Annotated in this window: 18 protein-coding genes; 11 read left to right on the top strand and 7 right to left on the bottom strand. The window is 59.7% G+C overall.

Going from position 1 to position 23,109, the window contains the following annotated elements; all coding sequences use genetic code 11:
* Nucleotides 1-292 precede the first annotated feature (292 nt).
* Complete coding sequence (gene ilvD / locus AAEO81_RS02005; protein ID WP_341961323.1) at nt 293-2,140, top strand: dihydroxy-acid dehydratase; 1,848 nt, start codon at nt 293-295, stop codon at nt 2,138-2,140.
* A gap of 225 nt (nt 2,141-2,365) precedes the next feature.
* Here the strand turns inward: ilvD and AAEO81_RS02000 are convergent, their stop codons facing one another.
* Both AAEO81_RS02000 and AAEO81_RS01995 read right to left on the bottom strand, forming a co-directional pair.
* The gene (locus AAEO81_RS02000; protein WP_341961322.1) at nt 2,366-3,421 is read right to left on the bottom strand and encodes a haloacid dehalogenase-like hydrolase; all 1,056 of its coding nucleotides are present in this window, start codon (nt 3,419-3,421) and stop codon (nt 2,366-2,368) included.
* Between the two features lie 293 nt (nt 3,422-3,714).
* Nucleotides 3,715-4,227, bottom strand: coding sequence for a dihydrofolate reductase (locus AAEO81_RS01995; RefSeq protein ID WP_341964443.1), 513 nt, complete (start codon nt 4,225-4,227; stop codon nt 3,715-3,717).
* 181 nt (nt 4,228-4,408) lie between these two features.
* Between AAEO81_RS01995 and AAEO81_RS01990 the strand changes: the two genes are divergently transcribed.
* Together AAEO81_RS01990 and AAEO81_RS01985 are read left to right on the top strand one after the other, a co-directional pair.
* A complete protein-coding gene (locus tag AAEO81_RS01990) occupies nt 4,409-5,788 on the top strand; it encodes a DUF2868 domain-containing protein (protein ID WP_341961321.1) in 1,380 nt (459 codons plus the stop codon).
* Nucleotides 5,781-7,166, top strand: coding sequence for a DUF3482 domain-containing protein (locus tag AAEO81_RS01985; protein ID WP_341961320.1), 1,386 nt, complete (start codon nt 5,781-5,783; stop codon nt 7,164-7,166). Before AAEO81_RS01990 ends, AAEO81_RS01985 begins: the two co-directional genes overlap by 8 nt.
* A gap of 118 nt (nt 7,167-7,284) precedes the next feature.
* Here the strand turns inward: AAEO81_RS01985 and AAEO81_RS01980 are convergent, their stop codons facing one another.
* The gene (locus AAEO81_RS01980) at nt 7,285-7,851 is read right to left on the bottom strand and encodes a phosphonate degradation HD-domain oxygenase (RefSeq protein WP_341961319.1); all 567 of its coding nucleotides are present in this window, start codon (nt 7,849-7,851) and stop codon (nt 7,285-7,287) included.
* A gap of 174 nt (nt 7,852-8,025) precedes the next feature.
* Here AAEO81_RS01980 and AAEO81_RS01975 point away from each other — a divergent pair, with 174 nt between their 5' ends.
* Nucleotides 8,026-8,481 (top strand): YkgJ family cysteine cluster protein, encoded by a 456-nt coding sequence (locus tag AAEO81_RS01975; protein ID WP_341961318.1) that lies wholly within the window; start codon nt 8,026-8,028, stop codon nt 8,479-8,481.
* A gap of 225 nt (nt 8,482-8,706) precedes the next feature.
* Here AAEO81_RS01975 and typA read toward each other — a convergent pair whose 3' ends face one another.
* Together typA and thiI are read right to left on the bottom strand one after the other, a co-directional pair.
* A complete protein-coding gene (typA, locus tag AAEO81_RS01970; protein WP_166595798.1) occupies nt 8,707-10,527 on the bottom strand; it encodes a translational GTPase TypA in 1,821 nt (606 codons plus the stop codon).
* 140 nt (nt 10,528-10,667) lie between these two features.
* Entirely contained in the window at nt 10,668-12,122 is a 1,455-nt protein-coding gene (thiI, locus tag AAEO81_RS01965; RefSeq protein ID WP_341961316.1) for a tRNA uracil 4-sulfurtransferase ThiI, read from the bottom strand.
* Nucleotides 12,123-12,453: 331 nt separating this feature from the next.
* On the opposite strand from thiI, the gene glnA reads away from it, so the two are divergent.
* From glnA to ntrC, 6 genes are all read left to right on the top strand, one after another.
* Nucleotides 12,454-13,860, top strand: coding sequence for a glutamate--ammonia ligase (gene glnA, locus AAEO81_RS01960; protein WP_166595800.1), 1,407 nt, complete (start codon nt 12,454-12,456; stop codon nt 13,858-13,860).
* Between the two features lie 174 nt (nt 13,861-14,034).
* Complete coding sequence (locus AAEO81_RS01955) at nt 14,035-14,601, top strand: chorismate mutase (RefSeq protein ID WP_341961315.1); 567 nt, start codon at nt 14,035-14,037, stop codon at nt 14,599-14,601.
* Nucleotides 14,602-14,733: 132 nt separating this feature from the next.
* Nucleotides 14,734-15,252 carry a DUF4124 domain-containing protein gene (locus AAEO81_RS01950; RefSeq protein WP_341961314.1) on the top strand — a complete coding sequence of 173 codons (519 nt, stop codon included), beginning with the start codon at nt 14,734-14,736 and terminating at the stop codon, nt 15,250-15,252.
* Between the two features lie 10 nt (nt 15,253-15,262).
* Entirely contained in the window at nt 15,263-15,877 is a 615-nt protein-coding gene (locus tag AAEO81_RS01945; RefSeq protein ID WP_341964442.1) for a DUF4124 domain-containing protein, read from the top strand.
* 306 nt (nt 15,878-16,183) lie between these two features.
* Complete coding sequence (gene glnL, locus AAEO81_RS01940) at nt 16,184-17,269, top strand: nitrogen regulation protein NR(II) (protein WP_062385603.1); 1,086 nt, start codon at nt 16,184-16,186, stop codon at nt 17,267-17,269.
* Nucleotides 17,266-18,702, top strand: coding sequence for a nitrogen regulation protein NR(I) (gene ntrC / locus AAEO81_RS01935; RefSeq protein WP_166595803.1), 1,437 nt, complete (start codon nt 17,266-17,268; stop codon nt 18,700-18,702). The genes glnL and ntrC overlap by 4 nt, the downstream gene beginning before the upstream one ends.
* 155 nt (nt 18,703-18,857) lie before the next feature.
* On the opposite strand, the gene mgrA is transcribed toward ntrC, so the two are convergent.
* Nucleotides 18,858-19,895 (bottom strand): L-glyceraldehyde 3-phosphate reductase, encoded by a 1,038-nt coding sequence (gene mgrA / locus AAEO81_RS01930; RefSeq protein WP_341961313.1) that lies wholly within the window; start codon nt 19,893-19,895, stop codon nt 18,858-18,860.
* Between the two features lie 143 nt (nt 19,896-20,038).
* Here mgrA and AAEO81_RS01925 point away from each other — a divergent pair, with 143 nt between their 5' ends.
* Nucleotides 20,039-20,887: a LysR family transcriptional regulator gene (locus AAEO81_RS01925; RefSeq protein ID WP_341961312.1), complete on the top strand. Its 849-nt coding sequence runs from the start codon at nt 20,039-20,041 to the stop codon at nt 20,885-20,887.
* A 127-nt stretch (nt 20,888-21,014) separates the two neighbouring features.
* On the opposite strand, the gene betT is transcribed toward AAEO81_RS01925, so the two are convergent.
* Complete coding sequence (betT, locus tag AAEO81_RS01920) at nt 21,015-23,009, bottom strand: choline transporter BetT (RefSeq protein WP_166595806.1); 1,995 nt, start codon at nt 23,007-23,009, stop codon at nt 21,015-21,017.
* Nucleotides 23,010-23,109: the final 100 nt, after the last annotated feature.

Below are 23,109 nucleotides of genomic sequence, written 5' to 3'. Positions count from 1 at the left end.
AAGTCAGAATGTGTCTGTTGAAATGCCATCGCGAGCAAGCTCACTCCTACAGGGTTACCACAGGACGCTTACGATGCTTCGATCCCAACCATTCCATCCCGCGGTCAGGGGTGTAGAATCGCCCTATTCATCGCCAATCATCCCCCGGCGGGTTTATGAGCTCCGGTCGAGCGCGCAGTGATCCTGTGACGTCGCCGACCTCATCCGTAACGGCAGCGACCTGTCGCCGTTGCAATGGACCAAGAGAAGCTCACTCCCTTACTGAACCTGATTAGCCGCCCGGAGTGCTCCAATGCCTGATTACCGCTCGAAAACGTCTACCCACGGCCGCAACATGGCCGGCGCGCGTGCCCTGTGGCGTGCAACGGGCATGAAAGACGAAGACTTCAAGAAACCGATCATCGCCATCGCCAACTCCTTCACTCAGTTCGTTCCGGGCCACGTGCACCTGAAGGACCTGGGTCAGCTGGTTGCCCGCGAGATCGAAAAAGCCGGCGGCGTGGCCAAGGAATTCAACACCATCGCAGTCGATGACGGCATCGCCATGGGTCACGACGGCATGCTGTATTCGCTGCCGAGCCGCGAGATCATCGCCGACTCCGTCGAGTACATGGTCAACGCCCACTGCGCCGACGCCATTGTCTGCATCTCCAACTGCGACAAGATCACCCCCGGCATGCTGATGGCCGCCCTGCGCCTGAACATCCCGGTGATCTTCGTTTCTGGCGGCCCGATGGAAGCCGGCAAGACCAAACTCGCCAGCCACGGTCTGGACTTGGTTGACGCGATGGTCATCGCCGCAGACTCTAGCGCCTCTGACGAGAAAGTCGCCGAATACGAGCGCAGTGCGTGCCCGACCTGCGGTTCGTGCTCCGGCATGTTCACCGCCAACTCGATGAACTGCCTGACCGAAGCCCTGGGCCTCGCGCTGCCAGGCAACGGTTCGACCCTGGCGACCCACAGCGACCGCGAACAGTTGTTCCTTCAGGCTGGCCGCACCATCGTCGAGCTGTGCAAAACCTACTACCGCGACAACGATGACTCGGTACTGCCGCGCAACATCGCCAACTTCAAAGCGTTCGAAAACGCCATGACGCTGGACATCGCGATGGGGGGTTCGACCAACACCATCCTGCACTTGCTGGCGGCCGCTCAAGAAGCCGAAATCGCCTTCGACCTGCGCGACATCGACCGCCTGTCGCGCAAGGTGCCGCAGCTGTGCAAAGTGGCGCCGAACATCCAGAAGTACCATATGGAAGACGTGCACCGCGCTGGCGGTATTTTCAGCATCCTGGGTTCGCTGGCCCGTGGCGGACTGCTGCACACCGACCTGCCGACCGTGCACTCCAAGTCGATGGAAGAAGCCATCGCCAAGTGGGACATCACCCAGACCGACGACGAAGCGGTCCATCACTTCTTCAAGGCCGGTCCTGCTGGCATCCCGACGCAAACCGCGTTCAGCCAGTCCACTCGCTGGGAAACCCTGGACGACGACCGCGAGAACGGCTGCATCCGCAGTGTTGAGCACGCCTACTCGCAAGAGGGCGGCCTGGCCGTGCTGTACGGCAACATCGCGCTGGACGGCTGCGTGGTGAAAACCGCCGGTGTGGATGAGTCGATCCACGTGTTCGAAGGCAACGCGAAGATTTTCGAAAGCCAGGACAGCGCCGTGCGCGGCATCCTCGCCGACGAAGTGAAGGCTGGCGACATCGTGATCATCCGTTACGAAGGCCCGAAAGGCGGCCCGGGCATGCAGGAAATGCTGTACCCGACGTCGTACCTGAAATCCAAAGGCCTGGGCAAAGCCTGTGCACTGCTGACCGACGGCCGTTTCTCTGGCGGGACTTCCGGTCTGTCCATCGGTCACGCTTCGCCGGAAGCCGCTGCTGGCGGCGCAATCGGTCTGGTGCGTGACGGCGACAAGGTGCTGATCGACATCCCGAACCGCGGCATCAACCTGCTGGTCTCTGACGAAGAGCTGGCCGCACGCCGCGCCGAGCAGGACAAGAAAGGCTGGAAACCGGTCGAAGCGCGTCCACGCAAGGTGACCACCGCCCTGAAGGCTTACGCCCTGCTGGCGACCAGTGCCGACAAAGGCGCCGTGCGTGACAAAGCGCTGCTGGACAAGCTGGTGCCGTGATCGGCGCCTGGGTTGCGAATGAAAAAACCCGGCAGCGATGCCGGGTTTTTTGTTTTGCACGGTTTCATGCTCGGCACATGACCTGTAGGAGTGAGCTTGCTCGCGATGGTGGTGTATCAGGTTCAAATACAATGATTGGCACAACGCTATCGCGAGCAAGCTCACTCCTACAGGTTCTTTATGTGCCTCAATGCCGCAGTCAGGCTGCGGCACCTACGCCTTTGATTACTGAATCTCATCCGGCTTGACGATCACCCAGTTCTTGTCCGCCGTCACGGGCAACCCTTCCTTGGCCTGTGCCTCGGCGTTGGACTTCATCATGCCGTTGAGCTGGGTCATGTATTTGTCCTTACGGTTGACCCACAAGTGCACGCCGCCCTTGGCCACATCGACGCTGTGAAACAGCATGTAGCCGTCGCTGCTTGGGGTGTCGCCGCCCACCAGCACCGGTTTTTTCCACTGATCGATGTAGGTCAGGATCGCCGCCTGCTTGCCCGCCATCCAGGTCGCGGGAGTCCACAGATAAGGCGTCAGCTCAAGGTTGAGGTTGGCCTTTTCGTCGTACTTGCCTGCCGTGATCTGCTTGCGTGCGGTGGTCAGCTCGCCGGTCTCGCGGTTTTTCAGCAGCGTGGTCACGCCGATGACGTTCTGCGGTTTGACGTTGTAGCCGTACTTCGGATCTGCCGCGACCATGCGCACCAGTTCCTCGGACGCAGCGGTCATCACGTAGACCTCGATGCCGTTCTCCATCAGCTTGTTGTACAGCTCGGTCTGGCCCGTGAAGACCTTCGGCGGCTGCACGTCGATGGTCTTGACCACATCGCCTTCGTAATAGGTGCTCGGTACCGGCTTGCCCGAGGCCATCAGCTCATCGACGTAGCCCTTGAGCTCTTTGAGCGTGAAGCCGGAGAACACCTGCGCGACCCACGGGTAGCAGACCATGTCGTCGATTTCGCAGAGGCGATAGTAGTAGCTGAACAGGCTTTCCTTGTGTTCAGCGGTGTCCTTGAACGGGATCAGCTTGAGGGAAGGGTCGAGCTTTTCGCGGGTCAACAGACCTTTGTTTTCCAGATACGGCAGCAGCGACTCTTCCAGGTCGTAGCGGTAGCTGGTGTTGTCCATGTCGAACACCGCGAAATTACCCTTGTTGGCATTCGCCGCGATCATGGCATCCAGCTGTTTGGCCGCAGGCTCCGGCCAGTGCTTCAATTCCGTCGAAAACGCCTGACCGGCAAGGCCCAGACAGACCGCAACGGCCAACAATTTTGGTGCGAGCTTCATAACGGTATCCTCCCCTTTATAAATTCGAGGCTGGACCGTAACAAAAAGTAGTGACTGTTTTAATGCGTCAGCGACGGTGCGCGTTCTGATGGCGTCATGTTCATTGCCGATCACGACAGATGACGTAAAAGCGACCTATTTGTTACAAGCCTGCTGGCAATGGCGAGGTAAATCTGTGGGAACGAATTCATTCGCGAATCGGCCTTCAGGTAGGCCCATCTTTGTCGCCTGATCCATTTTTCGCGAATGAATTCGCTCCTACAGTTTGGATGGGGGCAGGCGCAGGACCTGTTCTACCTTCGCTCCCACACCTCAAAGCTGTACGCAGGCTTGTCATCCACCGCCGGGTTCTCAATGTTAGAAACCAGCTGCCACTGCGCCTGATCGAACTCGGGGAACCACGCATCCCCTTCAGGGCTCAATGCCACGCGTGTCAGGTACAGCCGATCTGCCTGCGCCAGCCCTTGCGCATACAGCTGCGCGCCGCCAATCAACATGACTTCGCTCACACCCTGCTCCGTCGCCCACGCTTCGGCACGCTCAACGGCGGCGCCCAGTGAGGTAAATACTTCGGCGCCTTCCAATTGAAGGTCCGCCTGGCGGGTCACCACGATGTTCAACCGGCCCGGCAACGGACGGCCCAGCGAATCCCAGGTCTTGCGCCCCATGATGATCGGCTTGCCCAGCGTGGTGGCCTTGAAATATTTGAAATCCCCCGGCAAATGCCAGGGCATGGAATTGTCGACGCCGATGACCCGGTTTTCACCGAGGGCGGCAATCAGGCTGAGGGGGAGATGTTTTTTCATGGCGGCGAGGATAGCAGTACCCATGCACACACGCATGCAGGTATGCACGGATGCATATGATGCGATCGGTTGTAGGAGTGAGCTTGCTCGCGACAGCGGTTGTCCTAAGTTGCAACTGCTTGACTGCGCGAGTCAGCCGCAGCGGTTATGCTCACTTCTGATTTCACCAACGAGACGCCGTGTGACTGCACTGACCCCACTCGATGAACTCTGGCTGACCGAAGCGGTGCGCCTGCGCGAGCAGCACGCAGGCCCGCTCGATGACGACGAAGCCAATCGCCGCGCCCGCGTGACAGGGGGCGACTTGTTGACCCGCATCAAACACAGAGCCCGCTGGCTGGCCGAGCGCGACGGCATGCTTGCAGCGCTGCGGCACTGGAAACAGGGCGCGCGACTATCGCTGATCGTGTTGGCCATTTTCGCGGTGATCAGCGGGGCCGGCCTGGCGTTCGCAGCGCTGGGCAACGGCCAAGCCCCAGTCAACGTGTTCTGGGCCCTGGGCAGTTTGTTGGGCGTGAACCTGATTCTGTTGATCAGCTGGCTGCTGGGCCTGTTGTTCGCTGGGGAAAGCGCGGCCAGCCTCGGAAGGCTTTGGTGGTGGCTCAGCGAAAAACTCGCCCGCGATGCTCAAGCGGCGCAACTGGCTCCCGCCCTGATCCTGCTGTTGCAACGCAAACGACTGAATCGCTGGCTGCTGGGCGCCTGTGTCAACGGGCTCTGGCTGCTGGCCCTGCTCAGTGCTCTCACTTTACTGCTGTTGCTGATGGCGACCCGGCGCTACGGGTTTGTCTGGGAAACCACGATTCTCGGCAGCGATACGTTCGTCAATCTCACTCAAAGTCTCGGTACGCTGCCGTCGATGCTGGGTTTCAGCGTGCCGACCGAGGACATGATCCGCGCCAGCGGCGACAGTGCGCTGGTGATCGAGAACGCCCGACAGGCCTGGGCAGCTTGGCTGGTGGGCGTTCTCGTCGTGTACGGCATTGCCCCTCGTCTACTGCTGGCCCTGTTCTGCTATGGCCGCTGGCGTGCAGGCCGCAAGCAATTGGCGCTGGACCTGAGCGAGCCTGGCTTCGTCGAGCTACGCGAACGCTTGATGCCGAGCAGCGAGCGGCTGGGGATCAACGACGCCGCGCCCGCCTCGTTGCACTCGGTGCAACCCGGCCCTTCGGTCACTGACAGCGAAGGCGCGTTGCTGGTCGCCATCGAGCTGGATGATCAACGCGTCTGGCCGCCGACGCTGCCCGAAAACGTGGCCGACGCAGGCGTCCTCGACAGCCGCGAATCCCGCCGCAATCTGCTTGACCAACTGACCCGCTACCCGCCCGCACGCCTCGTGATTGCCTGCGATCCCCGCCGCTCGCCTGATCGCGGCAGTCTTGCGCTCATCGCCGAGATGGCACGCTGCGCGACCGCCACGCGGGTCTGGCTGCTGCCCCCGCCCGACGGGGAAGCGCTGGACGCCGACCGGTTGGACGACTGGCACGTCGCACTGGGACAGCTGGAGCTGACGTGGACCGACCGCGCGCCATTGAATTGGCTGGAGACCGGACATGACTGAAGGATCAAAAGCGCGCCCGCTGAAACTGGCCGTCGTCGGGCACACCAACGTCGGCAAGACTTCACTGCTGCGGACCCTGACCCGTGACGTCGGCTTTGGCGAGGTGTCCCATCGCCCCAGCACGACGCGGCACGTGGAAGGGGCGCGCTTGTCGGTGGACGGCGAAGCGTTGCTGGAACTGTACGACACACCTGGCCTGGAAGACGCCATCGCCCTGCTCGACTTTCTGGAGCGCCTGGATCGCCCCGGCGAACGCCTCGACGGCCCTGCGCGATTGGCCCGATTTCTCGAAGGGAGCGAAGCCCGACAGCGCTTCGAACAGGAAGCCAAGGTGTTGCGCCAGTTGCTGGCGTCGGACGCGGGGCTTTACGTGATCGACGCTCGCGAACCGGTCCTCGCTAAGTACCGTGATGAACTGGCAGTCTTGGCCAGTTGCGGCAAACCGCTGTTGCCGGTGCTGAATTTCGTCAGCAGTTCGCAGCATCGTGAGCCGGATTGGCGCGAAGCCCTAGCCCGGCTGGGCCTTCATGCTTTGGTGCGTTTCGACAGCGTGGCGCCCCCGGAAGACGGCGAGCGGCGGCTGTATGAAAGCCTGGCTCTGCTGCTGGAAAATTCGCGCCCACAATTGGAGCGGCTGATCACGGATCAACAGGCTCAACGCGAGCTTCGTCGCCACAGCGCCGCGCGTCAGATCGCCGAGTTATTGATCGACTGCGCGGCCTGTCGGCGTAGCGTCTCGACAGAGGCCGATCGCATGCAGGCCGCCATTGATGACCTTCGCCAGTCAGTCCGCCAGCGCGAGCAACGTTGTGTCGAGGCGCTGCTGAAGCTTTATGCGTTTCGTCGCGAAGATGCCTTGGCCAGCGACCTACCGTTGCTGGATGGACGTTGGGGCGATGACCTGTTCAACCCGGAAACCCTGAAGCTGTTGGGCGTGCGGGTTGGCAGTGGCATCGCGGCCGGTGCAGCGGCGGGCGCAGGCGTAGACCTACTGGTCGGGGGCATCACGCTGGGTGCGGCGGCGTTGGTCGGGGCGATTGCCGGAGGCGCCCTGCAGACGGCGCGCAGTTATGGCGGGCGCTTGCTCGGCAAACTGAAGGGCCAACGTGAATTGACGGTAGATGACGCGGTGCTGCGACTGCTGGCCCTGCGTCAACGGCAACTGCTGCTGGCGCTGGAGGCGCGGGGCCACGCAGCGATGGACAGCATCAGACTGGATGCGCCGCAGGACAAATCCTGGCGCGAAGGCAAACTGCCGGACGCGCTGCGCAAAGCACGGGCGCACCCGCAATGGTCGTCGCTGAATCCGCATGCGAAGCTCAATCAGGCGGAGCGGCAGGAGCAGGTTGAGGCGTTGGCGCAAGTGGTACTGTCGTAAGCGACAGCCCTGTAGGAGCGAATTCATTCGCGAGACGGTGGTAATCCCGATACATACCTCGCGGATGTACCGGCCAATCGCGAATGAATTCGCTCCTACAGAGGGCCGCGTCAATCACTCAAGCATCAATCAGCAGCGCCAGCGCCTTTTCCCTCAAAATTTTCAGATCGATCACCGGCACATTCATCTCTTTCGCCCTCTCGTCCCACTGCCGCATCCGCAGGCTCACATTACACAATGGGTCTTGTTCGAAGGCGGTCGCCTCGGCCTCGCTCATCACGCCACCCTGATATTCCAAGGTGCGGCGGCTCGCTTCGCTGAGTTGCGCGTAGTAGCCGGGCTGACGCAGAGTCAGGTAGCGCTTCGCCTGAACGTGGTACTCGACCAATTTGGCGACGCGCTCGCTGAACCCGCATTTGCGCAGGTAATCGGCGCCAACACGCTCATGGCTCGCCACGCCATAGCCGCCCATGCTCGACACGTCCAGCTCGTGATCGCAGATGTGGCCAATGTCGTGAAAGAACGCCGCCAGCACCACTTCGTCGTCGTACCCTTCGCTTAGCGCCAATTGCGCGGACTGGGACATGTGCTCGATCTGCGACACCGGCTCGCCGATGTAATCGTCGCTGCCACGTTGCAGGTACAGATCAAAGACCTCATTGACCACGTGCTGTGCCTGTTGCATGAGCCACCCCCGTTTCGGACTCGTTCGCTTGGCCACCTAAGCTACTCGGCCTGTGTTGCCAAGTCGTGGCAGCGGCGGGCGGTTTGCCGACAGTCGCGCCGATCAAATTGCGATAGGGGAAATGCGCGCAGCCCGGTATGATCGCGCGCCCGATACACCCGGAACCTCACGCTCATGAAGCCCACTTTGATCGCCGCCGCCGAAATCGACCGTCTCGAAACCTGGCAGAAGTATTCCAGCCACATGTGCGGGGGCTGCGTGTCCAGCTGCTGCACCCTGCCTGTGGAAGCGAAGATCAAGGACCTGATCCGCATCGGCATCGTGGACGAGTTCGAACAGGGCGATAACCCGAAGAACATCGCCAAGCGTTTGCAGAAGGAAGGCATTGTCGAGCGCTTCAATCAGAAGTCGGGAATCTTCACGTTGCAGCGCATGAGCAACAACGACTGCCTGTACCTGGATCGCAAGAGCCGCCTGTGCACAATCTACGACAAGCGTCCCGACACCTGCCGCAATCACCCGAGAATCGGCCCGCGTCCAGGCTATTGCGCGTACAAGCCGAAAGAAGTCGTGCGCGAAAGCAGCGGCACGCTGAGCTCGAACTCCGGCCGGGTGCCGTTGAAGTTCTGACAGGCCGACTCGGATTTTTGTGGGAGCCGGCTTGCTGGCGAAGGCGTTGTGCCAGATACCCATGACGCGGCTGACACACCGCATTCGCCAGCAAGCCGGCTCCTACGGCCTGCGGCCAGAATCAAAAGCGAGTGCGCAGGCGCAGAAAAGACAGAGTTAAATGCCACTCAAACAAAAACGCCCCCGGCCTTTCGACCGGGGGCGTTTTCGTTCAGCCGGGGCTAATTACACCTTGGCTTTCTTGGCAGCGCGGGTACGCTCGCTTTCGTCCAGGATCTTCTTGCGAAGACGGATGGACTTCGGCGTGACTTCGCACAGCTCGTCTTCCTGGATGTATTCCAGAGCCTGTTCCAGGGTGAAGCGAACAGGTGGGACCAGAGCGATGGTTTCGTCTTTACCCGAAGCACGCATGTTGTCGAGCTTCTTGCCCTTGGTAGGGTTGACGCCCAGGTCGTTGTCGCGGCTGTTCTGGCCGACAATCTGACCGTTGTAGATCTCTTGGCCGTGTTCAACGAACAGCTTGCCACGAGCCTGCAGGGTTTCCAGGGAGTAGGTCAGCGCCTTGCCGGTTTCAACCGAAACCAGAACGCCGTTCTGACGGCCGGACATGTGGCCCGACTTCACTGGAGCGTAACGGTCGAAGATCGAGGTCAGGATGCCAGCACCGTTGGTCAGGGTCAGGAACTGGTTACGGAAACCGATCAGACCGCGAGCAGGGATGTTGTATTCCAGACGAACACGGCCCTTGCCATCCGGCACCATGTTGCTGAGGTCGCCTTTACGAAGACCCATTTCTTCCATGACCTTGCCCTGGGATTCTTCAGGGATGTCGATGGTGACGTTTTCGAACGGTTCCTGCTTCACGCCGTCGATTTCGCGGATGATCACTTCAGGACGGCCCAGGGCCAGCTCGAAGCCTTCGCGACGCATGGTTTCGATCAGTACCGAGAGGTGCAGCTCACCACGGCCGGAAACCTTGAACTTGTCAGCCGAGTCGCCTTCTTCAACGCGCAGTGCAACGTTGTACAGCAGCTCTTTGTCCAGACGGTCCTTGATGTTACGGGACGTCACGAACTTGCCTTCTTTACCGCAGAATGGCGAGTCGTTTACCTGGAAGGTCATGGAAACGGTTGGCTCGTCGACGGTCAACGGCTTCATCGCTTCAACGGCAGTCGGGTCGCACAGGGTGTCGGAGATGAACAGCTCTTCGAAGCCGCTGATGCAGACGATGTCGCCAGCTGCTGCTTCTTCGACGTCGACGCGGTGTAGACCGTGGTGACCCATCAGTTTCAGGATACGGCCGTTGCGACGCTTGCCGTCAGCGCTGATCGCCACAACCGGGGTGTTCGGCTTGACGCGACCACGCGCGATACGGCCAACACCGATGACGCCCAGGAAGCTGTTGTAGTCCAGTGCCGAGATTTGCATCTGGAAAGCGCCATCACGGTCAACTTTCGGAGCAGGCACGTGATCGACGACCGCCTGGTACAGCGGGGTCATGTCTTCGGCCATGTCGGTGTGGTCCAGACCGGCGATGCCGTTGATGGCCGAAGCGTAAACAACCTGGAAGTCCAGTTGTTCTTCGGTCGCACCCAGGTTGTCGAACAGGTCGAAAATCTGGTCGAGAACCCAATCCGGACGCGCGCCCGGACGGTCGATCTTGTTGATGACCACGATTGGACGCAGGCCGGCTTCGAACGCCTTCTTGGTCACGAAACGGGTTTGCGGCATAGGGCCGTCTTGAGCGTCGACCAGCAGCAGAACGGAGTCAACCATCGACATCACGCGCTCTACTTCACCGCCGAAGTCGGCGTGGCCCGGGGTGTCCACGATGTTGATGTGGTAGCCATTCCAGTTGATCGCGGTGTTCTTCGCGAGAATGGTAATACCGCGCTCTTTCTCCTGGTCGTTGGAGTCCATCACGCGTTCGTCGTTGAGCTCGTTGCGCTCAAGGGTGCCGGACTGGCGCAGAAGCTTGTCAACGAGGGTAGTTTTACCGTGGTCAACGTGAGCAATGATGGCGATGTTGCGTAGATTTTCGATCACTTGTGTATCTCGATCAGAGGATTCGGTCAGCTGAATAATCTTAGACAGCTATGAACAATGGAGCCGGCGAAAGCCGTTACGGCTGACGACTGGTGTCGGGGGGCCGGTGACGCAAGCCACAGGCAAACAGCCCCGGGCACTTAGCTCGGTCGATAAACGCGCACATTGGCATGCCCCTCACTGAGCAGATGATGAGCATGCAGGCGACTCATGACGCCTTTGTCGCAATAAAGCAGGTACTGGCGCGTGTCATCCAGTTCCTTGAAACGGCTGTTCAATGCAAAGAACGGCAACGTTTGTACTTCGACGCCTGACAGGTCCAGCGGGCGATCCTCGGCTTCATCCGGATGCCGGATGTCGATGACCACTTGCCCGGCCAGCGCCTGACTGACTTCTTCGACCTGGACGTCCTGGCCCAATTCCTCGATCACGCGATCGATGGGCACCAGACGGGCGTTTTCGAGCGCACGCTCAAGCACGGCCATGTCGAACTCTTTTTCTTCATGCTCGACGCGGTGGCGCTTGGCCGCAGTCTTTGGATTGACCGAGATCACACCGCAGTATTCAGGCATGTGCCGGGCAAAATCGCCGGTGCCGATCTGATCGGCCTGGTCGATGATGTCCTGCTTGTGACTGGCGATCAGCGGGCGCAAGACCAGCTTTTCCGTCACGCAATCGATGACCGACAGGTTGGGCAGCGTCTGGCTGGACACCTGGGAAATCGCTTCGCCGGTCACCAGCGCGTCGATTTCCAGCCTGTCGGCAATGTTGGTCGCAGCGCGCAACATCATACGCTTCAATACTACGCCCATATGACTGTTATCGACTTTTCCGAGAATTTCTCCCAGAACTTCCTCGAACGGTACGCTGACGAACAGCACCCGCTGCGAGCTGCCGTACTTCTTCCAGAGGAAGTGCGCGACTTCCATCACGCCCAGCTCGTGCGCCCTGCCGCCGAGATTGAAGAAGCAGAAATGGCTCATCAAGCCGCGACGCATGATCTGATAGGCGGCCACGGTGGAGTCGAAGCCACCGGACATCAACACCAGCGTTTGCTCAAGTGAGCCCAATGGATACCCGCCGATGCTGTCGTGCTGACTGTGGATCACGAACAGGCGCTGATCACGAATCTCGATCCGGACCTCGACCTCGGGTGCTTTGAGGGAGATACCGGCCGCATTGCATTCACGACGCAGTTTGCTGCCGACGTACTTCTCGACGTCCATCGAGCTGAAGTCGTGATGACCGGCGCGCTTGCAGCGCACCGAAAAAATCTTGCCGGGCAAGGCATCACCGAAGTGCAGCTTGCACTTCTCGTAGATGTCATCCATGTCGCCCAGCGGGTACTGATCGACCTGCAGGAAATGTGCGATGCCCGGCATGCAGCTCAGGCGCTCGGTCATTTCATGCAAGACTTTCGCATCTTCGACCTTGGTTTCGACCTCAAGGTTGTCCCACACGCCATCCACCACCAGCGCCGGGTCCAGATCACGGAGCACGGTACGGATGTTCTTGGCCAGCTGCTTGATGAAGCGCTTACGCACAGGCCGGCTTTTGATGGTGATTTCCGGGAAAACTTTAACGATTAGTTTCATGAAAACAGCGCGCAAGGAGCCGGTCGAAAAAGGGGGGCGCGGATTATAGCGGAAATTGCTCAAGGTTTAACCAGTTATCGTATAGCCGATCATCAGCGCACCAAAATAGGACTGTATACAATCCTAGAGCACCATAAAGGTGCGCTGTTTTTCACAAATGCGACGTTTAACGCGCCAAAACCCGGCATTTTCCGATGAAAACCCAACACGGGGCACTGGCATGCAAATTGCTCCCTTGTGAGGCAGGTTGCCTTGGCCGACTATCGCGCCCGGCATCACCCATATTTAGGGGCTAACAACTACCCGGCCCTAATCCACCCCGGAGGACAACATGTCGAAGTCGGTTCAACTCATCAAAGATCATGACGTTAAATGGATTGATCTGCGCTTCACTGACACCAAAGGCAAGCAGCAGCACGTCACCATGCCAGCGCGTGACGCACTGGATGATGACTTCTTCGAAGTCGGCAAGATGTTCGACGGTTCCTCCATCGAAGGCTGGAAAGGCATCGAAGCTTCCGACATGATCCTGCTGCCAGACGACGAAACCGCCGTCCTGGACCCGTTCACCGAAGAGCCGACCCTGATCCTGGTTTGCGACATCATCGAACCTTCGACCATGCAAGGCTACGATCGCGACCCACGCGCCATCGCTCACCGCGCTGAGGAATACCTGAAGTCCACCGGTATCGGTGACACTGTGTTCGTCGGTCCAGAGCCAGAATTCTTCATCTTTGATTCGGTCAAGTTCAAGTCCGACATCTCCGGCTCCATGTTCAAAATCTTCTCCGAACAAGGTTCGTGGATGACCGACCAGGACGTAGAAGGCGGCAACAAAGGCCACCGTCCAGGCGTCAAAGGCGGCTACTTCCCAGTGCCACCGGTCGACCACGACCACGAAATCCGTACCGCAATGTGCAACGCTCTGGAAGAAATGGGCCAGATCGTTGAAGTGCACCACCACGAAGTGGCCACTGCGGGTCAGAACGAAATCGGCGTGAAATTCAACACGCTGGTTAAAAAGGCTGACGAAGTCCAGACCCTGAAATACGTTGTCCACAACGTTGCTGACGCCTACGGCCGCACCGCGACCTTCATGCCGAAGCCTCTGTACGGCGACAACGGTTCGGGCATGCACGTCCACATGTCCATCGCCAAAGATGGCAAGAATACTTTCGCAGGCGAAGGCTATGCCGGCCTGTCCGAAACCGCTCTGTTCTTCATCGGCGGTATCATCAAGCACGGTAAGGCCCTGAACGGCTTCACCAACCCGGCGACCAACTCGTACAAGCGTCTGGTTCCAGGCTTCGAAGCGCCAGTCATGCTGGCCTACTCGGCCCGTAACCGCTCCGCTTCGATCCGTATTCCATACGTCTCCAGCCCACGTGGCCGTCGTATCGAAGCACGTTTCCCGGACCCGGCAGCCAACCCGTACCTGGCCTTCGCAGCTTTGCTGATGGCCGGTCTGGACGGTATCCAGAACAAGATTCACCCTGGCGACGCAGCTGACAAAAACCTGTATGACCTGCCACCTGAAGAGGCTGCAGAGATCCCACAAGTGTGCGGGAGCCTGAAAGAAGCCCTGGAAGAGCTGGACAAAGGTCGTGCGTTCCTGACCAAAGGCGGCGTATTCAGCGATGACTTCATCGACGCGTACATCCACCTGAAATCGGAAGAAGAAATCAAAGTACGCACTTTCGTACACCCACTGGAATACGACCTGTACTACAGCGTCTGATCCCGTAGGGTCGCGACAGCGGCTTGAAAAAAGAGGCCTCCTTCGGGAGGTCTTTTTTGTGCCTGCGAAAAATGGGCCTGTGGTATTTGTTTATCGCGCTTTCAGGGGATTTTTCTGGATACTGCTCGGCTCGCCGGCAGGCTGTATGCCGCCATCACCTCCAAGGACTTTCAAATGCTGAAATCGCTCTGGCTCACGCTCCTGCTCTCTTTTTTGCTGATCGGCTGCACCAGCGGGTCTCCTACTGTCACCACCCCGGTCGAAGTACAGGCACTGCTGAACACGATCACCCAACGCCTCAACATCGCCAACGACGTAGCCCTGAGCAAGTTCTACAGCGGCAAGCCAGTGCAGGACTCTGAGCGTGAGCGCCAGGTGATTGCCAATGCCGAGTCCCAGGCTGCCACCTATCGCCTCGACACAGGCGATGTCCGCGCATTCATGAAAGCGCAAATCGAAGCGAACAAGGTCGTGCAGTACGGGCGGATTGCGCAGTGGCGTGAAACCGGGCGGGCACCTGCGCAACCGGCGGCCAGTCAGATGGCGGAAATCCGGACGCAACTGGATGCGCTGCAACCGCAGATGATGAAAAACCTGGCTGCATTCGTGCCGCGTCGAAACGACAGCGCCTGCTCAAGCTGGCTGCTCGCCGAGATTCAGCGCCAGACCACCGATCCCGTCATGCTCAAGGCACTGGAACAGGCGACTGACGGGTTGTGCAAGGCACAGCCGAAAACCTGACGGATTAACGTTTCGACACACTCAGCGGGTGACACTGCCCTTCGGGTTTTGCTCTATGCTGGCGCCTGTGCCCGGCAGCCTCGTCTGCGCTGCGCCAGTTGTCGTTCTCCTGATCGTGGTAACGGAGTTTTCATGCGTCAAAGCCTTGCCTTTGTGCTGCTGTTGTTGGCACTGCCCGCAGCTGCCCAGATCTACAAATACACCGACGCCAACGGCAATACGGCTTTCACCAACCAGCCGCCGGACGGGGCGAAGGTCCAGACGGTGGACCTGCCTCCGTTGAACAGAGTCGGAACCACCGCACCACGCGCGAGCTCATCACCCGTCCAGAATCAGGCGCAGCCGGTCAGCGCGTCTTACCAGACGCTGCAACTGACCGATCTGCCAAACGACGAAGCCTTGCGGGCCAACAACGGCTCTTTTCTGGTCGGCGTGATGATTCAGCCACGTCTGCAAGCCGGGCATCAGTTGCAATTGCTGGTGGACGGCAGACCTTACGGCTCACCGACCAACGTGCCGCGGATTCAGGTCACCGACCTGGACCGGGGCGAACACAGCCTGTCCGTTCAGGTGCTGCAAGGCGCCCAGGTCATTCAGCAGAGCCAGACCATTAACTTGACCGTGCAGCGAGTTCATGTCGGCAAACCCTAAACACGTCTGGCTGCATTGGCCGCTGATCTGTGTGCTGATGCTCATCGGCCACTCTGCCGTCGCCGAGGTTTATACCTACATTGATGCAGAGGGGAATCGGGTCTTCACCGATCAGCCGCACAAGAATGCGAAAAAGGTCGATATTGCCCCGAGCAACCAGATCAGGTCAGCCCCTAAAAAGCCCAGCCAGGCCTCCAGCGCCAAGCCCAAACCGGGACCGTTGTTTCACTACCAGTTGCTGCGCATTCTCGCGCCGGAGCCGGACAGCACGATTCGCGACATCCAGGGCAACCTGATCGTGACGGTCACCAACGATCCTGAACTGCAACCCGGCCACGTCTACCGGCTGCTGCTCGACGGAAAGGTTTATGGCGATGCGGGGCGCAGCCCGGTGTTTCCGCTGACCAACATTGATCGCGGGACGCACCTGCTCTCGATCGAGATCGTTGACCAGTACGGTCGCGTGGCCGAACGCACGCCCAACCAGCCGTTTCACATGATGCGGATTTCACTCGCACAGAAACGCCTCGCCAATCCTTGCAAGAACGAGGAATACGGCGTGCGCCCAGAATGTCCGATCAAGGACAAGCCACCTGAAGAGAGCAGCATCCTGCCTTTTTTCTAACGCCCTCCCTAAAGCGGCTAAGCTCCATAATGGTGCACAAGCTGAACGGGCGCTCCGATTAAAACCCCATTTTGGTTCACGGTTCGCAAGCAGCTGCTCAATCTGCGCGCCTGCCGTCCAAAAAACGCCCGAAACACTTCATTCGACGCTTCTTTTCGGAGCTTGGTTTGGTTTTTGCATTTTTCACACAATCAGCAGGAATTTGAGCGCCATCCGCCGTCTTCCACCGCTGGCGAAGACCAATCAGCGCCTGCACGTCTGGGCCTATTCCCTTGTGCAATGAGCCAAAAGAGGTCAACGAGATTCATGACAATCAGCGACACGTTGCACCGACTGCTACTCGACAACCTGACCACTGCCACGATTTTGCTCAACTCGGACTTGCGTCTGGAGTACATGAACCCGGCTGCCGAAATGCTGCTGGCGATCAGTGGCCAGCGCAGTCACGGGCAGTTCATCAGTGAGTTGTTCACCGAGTCCGCCGAGGCTCTGAGTTCACTGCGCCAAGCGGTGGAACAGGCGCACCCGTTCACCAAGCGCGAAGCCATGCTGACTGCGCTGACCGGCCAAACGCTGACCGTCGATTACGCCGTGACGCCGATTTTGTCGCAAGGCGAGACCATGCTGCTGCTGGAGGTTCACCCCCGTGATCGCCTGCTGCGCATCACCAAGGAAGAGGCCCAGCTGTCGAAGCAGGAAACCACCAAAATGCTGGTGCGTGGCTTGGCGCATGAAATAAAGAACCCCCTCGGTGGAATTCGTGGGGCCGCGCAGTTGTTGGCGCGTGAGCTGCCGGAAGAGAGCCTTAAGGACTACACCAACGTCATCATCGAAGAAGCCGACCGCCTGCGTAATCTGGTCGACCGGATGCTCGGCTCGAACAAGCTGCCGTCGCTGGCGATGACCAACGTCCACGAAGTGCTGGAGCGTGTGTGCAGCCTGGTCGAGGCCGAAAGCCAGGGTTGCATCACGTTGGTGCGCGACTATGACCCAAGTATCCCGGATGTGTTGATCGACCGGGATCAAATGGTCCAGGCCGTGCTCAATATCGTGCGCAACGCGATGCAGGCCATCAGCGGGCAGAACGAACTGCGCTTGGGTCGGATCAGCCTGCGCACCCGTGCGATGCGTCAGTTCACCATCGGCCATGTGCGCCATCGGCTGGTGAGCAAGATTGAAATCATCGACAACGGTCCCGGCATTCCCCCGGAACTTCAGGAAACGATTTTCTACCCCATGGTCAGTGGCCGTCCGGACGGTACCGGGCTGGGCCTTGCCATCACCCAGAACATCATCAGTCAGCACCAGGGGCTGATCGAGTGTGACAGCCATCCTGGCCACACCACTTTCTCGATCTTCCTGCCGCTGGAACAAGGAGCAGCTTCGACATGAGCCGTAGTGAAACTGTCTGGATCGTCGACGACGACCGTTCCATCCGCTGGGTACTGGAAAAGGCCTTGCAGCAAGAAGGCATGACCACGCAGAGCTTCGACAGCGCCGATGGCGTGATGAGTCGTCTTGCGCGTCAACAGCCGGACGTGATCATTTCCGACATCCGCATGCCCGGCGCCAGCGGCCTGGACCTGTTAGCGCGGATTCGCGAACAGCACCCGCGCCTGCCGGTCATCATCATGACCGCGCATTCGGACCTGGACAGTGCCGTGGCCTCGTATCAAGGCGGCGCCTTCGAATACCTGCCCAAGCCTTTCGACGTCGATGAAGCGGTTTCGCTGGTCAAGCGCGCCAATCAGCACGCTCAGGAACAACAGGGCATGGACGTTGCGCCAACCCTGACCCGCACCCCGGAAATCATCGGCGAAGCCCCGGCGATGCAGGAAGTGTTTCGCGCCATCGGGCGTTTGAGCCACTCCAACATCACCGTGCTGATCAACGGCGAATCGGGGACCGGTAAAGAACTGGTAGCTCACGCCTTGCATCGCCACAGCCCGCGTTCGGCCTCGCCGTTCATCGCGCTGAACATGGCGGCGATCCCGAAAGACCTGATGGAATCCGAGCTGTTCGGTCACGAGAAAGGCGCGTTTACCGGCGCTGCGAACCTGCGTCGCGGACGTTTCGAACAGGCTGACGGCGGCACGCTGTTCCTCGACGAAATCGGCGACATGCCTGCCGACACCCAGACCCGCTTGCTGCGTGTGCTGGCTGATGGCGAGTTCTACCGCGTGGGCGGCCACGTGCCGGTCAAGGTGGACGTGCGCATCATCGCGGCGACTCACCAGAATCTTGAAACGCTGGTTCAGGCCGGGAAATTCCGTGAGGACTTGTTCCACCGTCTGAACGTGATTCGCATCCACATTCCGCGCATGTCCGACCGTCGCGAGGACATTCCGACCCTGGCCAGGCATTTCCTGAGCCGCGCCGCGCAGGAGCTGGCGGTCGAGCCGAAGCTGTTGAAGGCCGAGACCGAGGAATACCTCAAGCACCTGCCATGGCCGGGCAATGTGCGTCAGCTGGAAAACACCTGCCGCTGGATCACAGTCATGGCCTCGGGCCGTGAAGTGCACATCAGCGATCTGCCGCCGGAGCTGCTGAGCCTGCCGCAAGACGCCGCCCCTGTGACCAACTGGGAACAAGCGCTGCGTCAATGGGCCGATCAGGCGCTGGCACGCGGACAGTCCAGCCTGCTGGACAGCGCCGTGCCGACGTTCGAACGCATCATGATCGAAACCGCCCTCAAGCACACGGCAGGCCGTCGTCGCGACGCTGCTGTATTGCTGGGCTGGGGCCGCAACACCTTGACCCGCAAGATCAAGGAGCTGGGTATGAAGATCGATGGTGGGGATGATGATGAGGGGGATGAGGGTTAAGTCCTGCCCTCAATCATCGGGAACACCTTGCCATTGTAGGAGTGAGCTTGCTCGCGATCGCCATCTGTCAGTCGCCTTCGAGGTGACTGAGCCAACGCATCGCGAGCAAGCTCACTCCTACAGGGTCCGCATTTCAAATCAAGCGGATCTGCGCGTTATTCAGCCGACGACGGCTTTTCCCACAGGTTGATCCCGCCTTCCACCGCGAACCGGTCGATTTCGGCCAGTTCTTCCTGGCTGAACACCAGGTTATCCAGCGCCCCGACGTTTTCGATGATCTGCTCCGGACGGCTTGCGCCAATCAGCGCGGAGGTCACGCGAGGGTCGCGCAAGGTCCACGCCAGCGCCATTTGCGCCAGGCTTTGGCCGCGACGTTTGGCGATCTCATTCAACGCACGGACATGTTCGATGTTCTTCTCGGACAGGTGCGACGCCTGCAACGAACCACCGCCTGGGCGATTGACCCGCGCATCTTTCGGAATACCGTTAAGGTATTTGTCCGACAGCAGCCCTTGGGCCAGCGCTGTAAAGGCGATGACGCCCGAGCCCAGCTCGTCTGTCGTGTCCAGCAGGTCTTTTTCCACCCAACGGTTGAGCAGGTTGTAGGCCGGTTGGTGAATCAGCAGCGGCACTTTCCACTCTTTCAGCAAACCCGCAATTTCTCGGGTCTTGGCGCCCGAGTAAGACGAAATCCCGATGTACAGCGCCTTGCCTTGCTGAACCGCAGTCGCCAGCGCACCGGCAGTCTCTTCCAGTGGGGTGTCAGGGTCGAAGCGGTGCGAATAAAAGATATCCACATAATCGAGGCCCATGCGCTGCAGGCTCTGATCAAGGCTGGCCAGCACGTATTTGCGCGAACCGCCGCCCTGGCCATAAGGGCCTGGCCACATGTCCCAACCGGCTTTGGTGGAGATAATCAGCTCGTCGCGGTATGACTTGAAGTCTTCGCGCAGTAAACGACCGAAGTTGACCTCGGCGCTGCCGTAGGGCGGGCCGTAGTTGTTCGCCAGGTCAAAGTGGTTGATGCCCAGGTCGAACGCGGTGCGCAGCATGGCACGCTGGGTTTCCATCGGCGTGCTGTCGCCAAAGTTGTGCCAGAGGCCCATGGACAGCGCTGGGAGCACCAGGCCGCTGCGGCCCACGCGGCGATACGGAACGCGCTCGTAGCGATTTTCGGCAGCAATGTAAGTCATGCAGTCCTCTCTTCTTTTTGAATGGCAGGGAGCGATAAGAAGTGTCGATGGATACGTCGTAGCAGAAGCGATAAAGCGAGTATATTCAGCCCTCGTGACGCTCGAAAAATGCTTTATTCCTCTTGCTGACATCGGTTTCTGATATGGATATGCGTCAACTCAATGCGTTCATCGCGGTGTTCGAAGAGCGCAACATCACCTCGGCGGCGCAGCGTCTGTTCACCAGCCAGCCTACGCTGTCGGTCACCATTCGCCAGCTCGAAGACGCGCTGGGGACGACGCTGTTTCAACGTCTGCCACGGGGCGTCGAGGTTACCGACGATGCGCGCACGCTTTATCCGCAGGCCCGTCGGTTGCTGGCGGAAGCTCAGGCACTGAGCAATCAGTTTCGCCAGCGCAATGATCGGCTGACGCTGGAAATGGGCGTCGAAAGCGAGATCGCTGCCAGCCATCTTGAGACGTTTTTGGCGATGGCCTATCGCGTCGTGCCCAACCTGCTCCTTACCTTGCACGATGGGTGCAGCGGCGATGCACGATTGTCGGTGGAAGAGGATTGTTGCGAGGACGAACTGTTCTTGCCGCTGTGGGAAGAGCCTTTCGTGCTGGCCCTTTCAGCGAGCCACCCATTGGCAGATCGGCCTCATCTGGATGAAGCCGACCTCGCCAACGTGCAATGGATCACCTGCCCTTCCCATCCCTCTCATCAGCGCTTGATGGAGCTGTATAACCGCAGCTCGGGTTCAGTGGTGGCGACCGCAGGTTCGATGACGCTGGCATTGCGATTGGTCGCGGCGGGCGCAGGGCTGGCGATGTTGCCGGAGTCGATGGCGAGCCATCACGCGGGCGTGATTTCCCGTCCGGCGCGCACGCCCAACCTGATTCGTCGGGTGGGCTTGTGCTACGCGGCGCAGGCACTGGATGTGCCGGCGCTGCGGTTGTTGCACGGGCATTTGCAGGGTGCCCCTGATCTCGAATCGGTACACACCCTGTAGGCGTTAACTGAAATCTGTGGGAGCGAATTCATTCGCGAAAGATGCGTCAGGCGACACATGTGTATCGGCTATACGATTGCATCGCGAATGAATTCGCTCCTACAGAAGTCATCAGGCGGACTTCGGGCTACCGAACCAAATGCAAAAACTGCATGTGCCGTTCGTATTGGTCGAGGATGTCGTTGATCACCTGCTCCTTGGTGTAGCCCACCAGGTCGTAATCCTGACTGCCCTCGCTCAAATGCACTTCGGCGCGGTAGTAGCGGCGGTTGTTGAGCTGTTTCGATCCCATCCCCGCCCGGGCGAACGATGGCGTGAAATAGCCACGCATCGTCACCTGATAAATAAAAGGCCGTTCCTCACCATGGCCGATTTCCAGGCCGACAGTGTGATTCGCTGGATCGGGCTGAGTGATCACGCTCAGCCCCTTCTCGGCGAATACCTCCGTCACGTCCTGAATCGCCGGGCGCACGGTCTGGTCGAGGAACCGGTACACCTCGTCACGAGACGGAAAGTGCACGGCCTGACTCAAACGCTGGCGCCAGCCTCCACGCCTCGCACCCGACACAGGCGCCAGCGAATATAGCTGGGCGATCTGCCGCTGCGATTCCAGATGGAACGCCTTGTGCAGCCCCCACATCATCGTTAGCAAAATCAACGAAAACGGCAGCGAAGTCAGCACCACCGCCGATTTGAGCGCGTCGATGCTCCCGGAAAACAACAGCCCGCTGGTGATCAGGGCTGTCATCACGCCCCAGAACACCCGCAGCCATTTCGGGCCGTCTTCGTCGGGACTGCCGCCTTTGGCCGACAACGTGGACAACACCACGGTGCCCGAATCGGCCGAGGTGACGAAGAACACAAAGCTGATGAACACCGTGACGGCGATGACGGTTTTGCTCCACGGGTAGTTGTGCAGCATCAGGTAGAGGGTCATGGACGGGTCGTCGATGGCCGACTGTCCCAGCGCGGTCATGCCATGGTTGAGCACCTGGTCGATGGCGCTGTTGCCAAAGATCGACATCCACGCGAGGGTAAATCCTAGCGGAATCAACAACACGCCAAAGACGAATTCGCGGATCGTGCGCCCCCTTGAAATGCGGGCGATGAACAGGCCGACGAACGGCGACCACGCGATCCACCAGGCCCAATAGAACACGGTCCAGCCGCCGAGCCAGTTGTTGGGCGCGTCGTAGGCGTACACGTCGAAGCTTTTGGTGGGCAACGCGCCGAGGTAATCGCCGATGTTCTGCACAAGCGTATTCAGCAAATGCTGAGTCGGCCCCGCAAACAGCACGAACAGCAACAACGCGCAGGCGAGCAACATGTTGATGTCGGACATGACCCGCACGCCTTTGTCGACACCCGCCACAGCCACGAGAATCGCCGCGCCCATCATCAGCGTGATCAACCCGACCTGAATCCAGTGGGTATGGGCCACGCCAAACAGATAGTCCAGCCCCGAATTCAGGTGCAGCACGCCGAAGCCCATGTCGGCGCCGAGGCCGAAGACCGTGGCGATGATGCCGAAACCGTCCACCGCGTAGCCGATAGGGCCGTTAATGCGTTTGCCGATCAACGGGTACAGCGCCGAGCGCAACGCCAGCGGCAGGTTGTGGCGATAAGCGAAGTAGGCCAGCGCCATGCCGACAAAGGCGAAAACGCCCCAGCCATGCAGCCCCCAATGCAGAAACAGCAGCTGCATGGCCTGACGGGCCGATTCTGTAGTCCCGCCCTCGCCTTGTGGCGGTTGGAGCATGTGGGTCAAGGGTTCGGAGACGCAGAAAAAGAAGAGCGTGATGCTGATCCCCGCTGCGAACAACATGCCTGCCCAGGACAGGTAGCTGAACTCGGGTTCGTCGTGATCGGCGCCGAGTTTGATCTTGCCGTAGCCGGACAGCGCCGTGATCACCACGAACAGCAAATACAGGGTCATGGCCAGCATGTAATACCAGCCAACGGTATTGGCGGCCCAGTTCTGCGCGGCCAGGAGCCACTGGCCGGACGCCTCGGGGAAGCTGATGACAACCAGTCCAAAGATCAGAATGAAACTGGCGGCGAAGTAGAAAACGGGGGCGTTCATGCGCGCCGGCGCGTTGCTTTGCGCGCTCGGGACACTCATGCGCATACCGCCGTGAGCGGGGTGAAAACGTTCGTCTGAAGCGGATACGGCAAGGGTAGGCCTCCTGTTGCAAGCGGGCAGCGAACCACCGGTTTAACTT

The organism is Pseudomonas sp. RC10 (assembly GCF_038397775.1).
In the GTDB taxonomy this organism is placed as follows: domain Bacteria; phylum Pseudomonadota; class Gammaproteobacteria; order Pseudomonadales; family Pseudomonadaceae; genus Aquipseudomonas; species Aquipseudomonas bambusae.
Note: the sequence above shows the minus strand (reverse complement) of the source record. Positions and strands in the feature narration are given on the sequence as shown.

Excerpts from the sequence above, each read along its gene's own strand:
- ntrC (WP_166595803.1), top strand. The coding sequence starts at position 17,266 with ATGAGCCGTAGTGAAACTGTCTGGATCGTCGACGACGACCGTTCCATC.
- AAEO81_RS01955 (WP_341961315.1), top strand. The coding sequence starts at position 14,035 with ATGCTGAAATCGCTCTGGCTCACGCTCCTGCTCTCTTTTTTGCTGATC.
- AAEO81_RS01925 (WP_341961312.1), top strand. The coding sequence starts at position 20,039 with ATGGATATGCGTCAACTCAATGCGTTCATCGCGGTGTTCGAAGAGCGC.
- AAEO81_RS01980 (WP_341961319.1), bottom strand. The coding sequence starts at position 7,851 with ATGCAACAGGCACAGCACGTGGTCAATGAGGTCTTTGATCTGTACCTG.
- mgrA (WP_341961313.1), bottom strand. The coding sequence starts at position 19,895 with ATGACTTACATTGCTGCCGAAAATCGCTACGAGCGCGTTCCGTATCGC.
- AAEO81_RS01985 (WP_341961320.1), top strand. The coding sequence starts at position 5,781 with ATGACTGAAGGATCAAAAGCGCGCCCGCTGAAACTGGCCGTCGTCGGG.
- AAEO81_RS01975 (WP_341961318.1), top strand. The coding sequence starts at position 8,026 with ATGAAGCCCACTTTGATCGCCGCCGCCGAAATCGACCGTCTCGAAACC.
- glnA (WP_166595800.1), top strand. The coding sequence starts at position 12,454 with ATGTCGAAGTCGGTTCAACTCATCAAAGATCATGACGTTAAATGGATT.
- ilvD (WP_341961323.1), top strand. The coding sequence starts at position 293 with ATGCCTGATTACCGCTCGAAAACGTCTACCCACGGCCGCAACATGGCC.
- betT (WP_166595806.1), bottom strand. The coding sequence starts at position 23,009 with ATGAGTGTCCCGAGCGCGCAAAGCAACGCGCCGGCGCGCATGAACGCC.
- AAEO81_RS02000 (WP_341961322.1), bottom strand. The coding sequence starts at position 3,421 with ATGAAGCTCGCACCAAAATTGTTGGCCGTTGCGGTCTGTCTGGGCCTT.
- glnL (WP_062385603.1), top strand. The coding sequence starts at position 16,184 with ATGACAATCAGCGACACGTTGCACCGACTGCTACTCGACAACCTGACC.
- AAEO81_RS01995 (WP_341964443.1), bottom strand. The coding sequence starts at position 4,227 with ATGAAAAAACATCTCCCCCTCAGCCTGATTGCCGCCCTCGGTGAAAAC.
- thiI (WP_341961316.1), bottom strand. The coding sequence starts at position 12,122 with ATGAAACTAATCGTTAAAGTTTTCCCGGAAATCACCATCAAAAGCCGG.
- AAEO81_RS01950 (WP_341961314.1), top strand. The coding sequence starts at position 14,734 with ATGCGTCAAAGCCTTGCCTTTGTGCTGCTGTTGTTGGCACTGCCCGCA.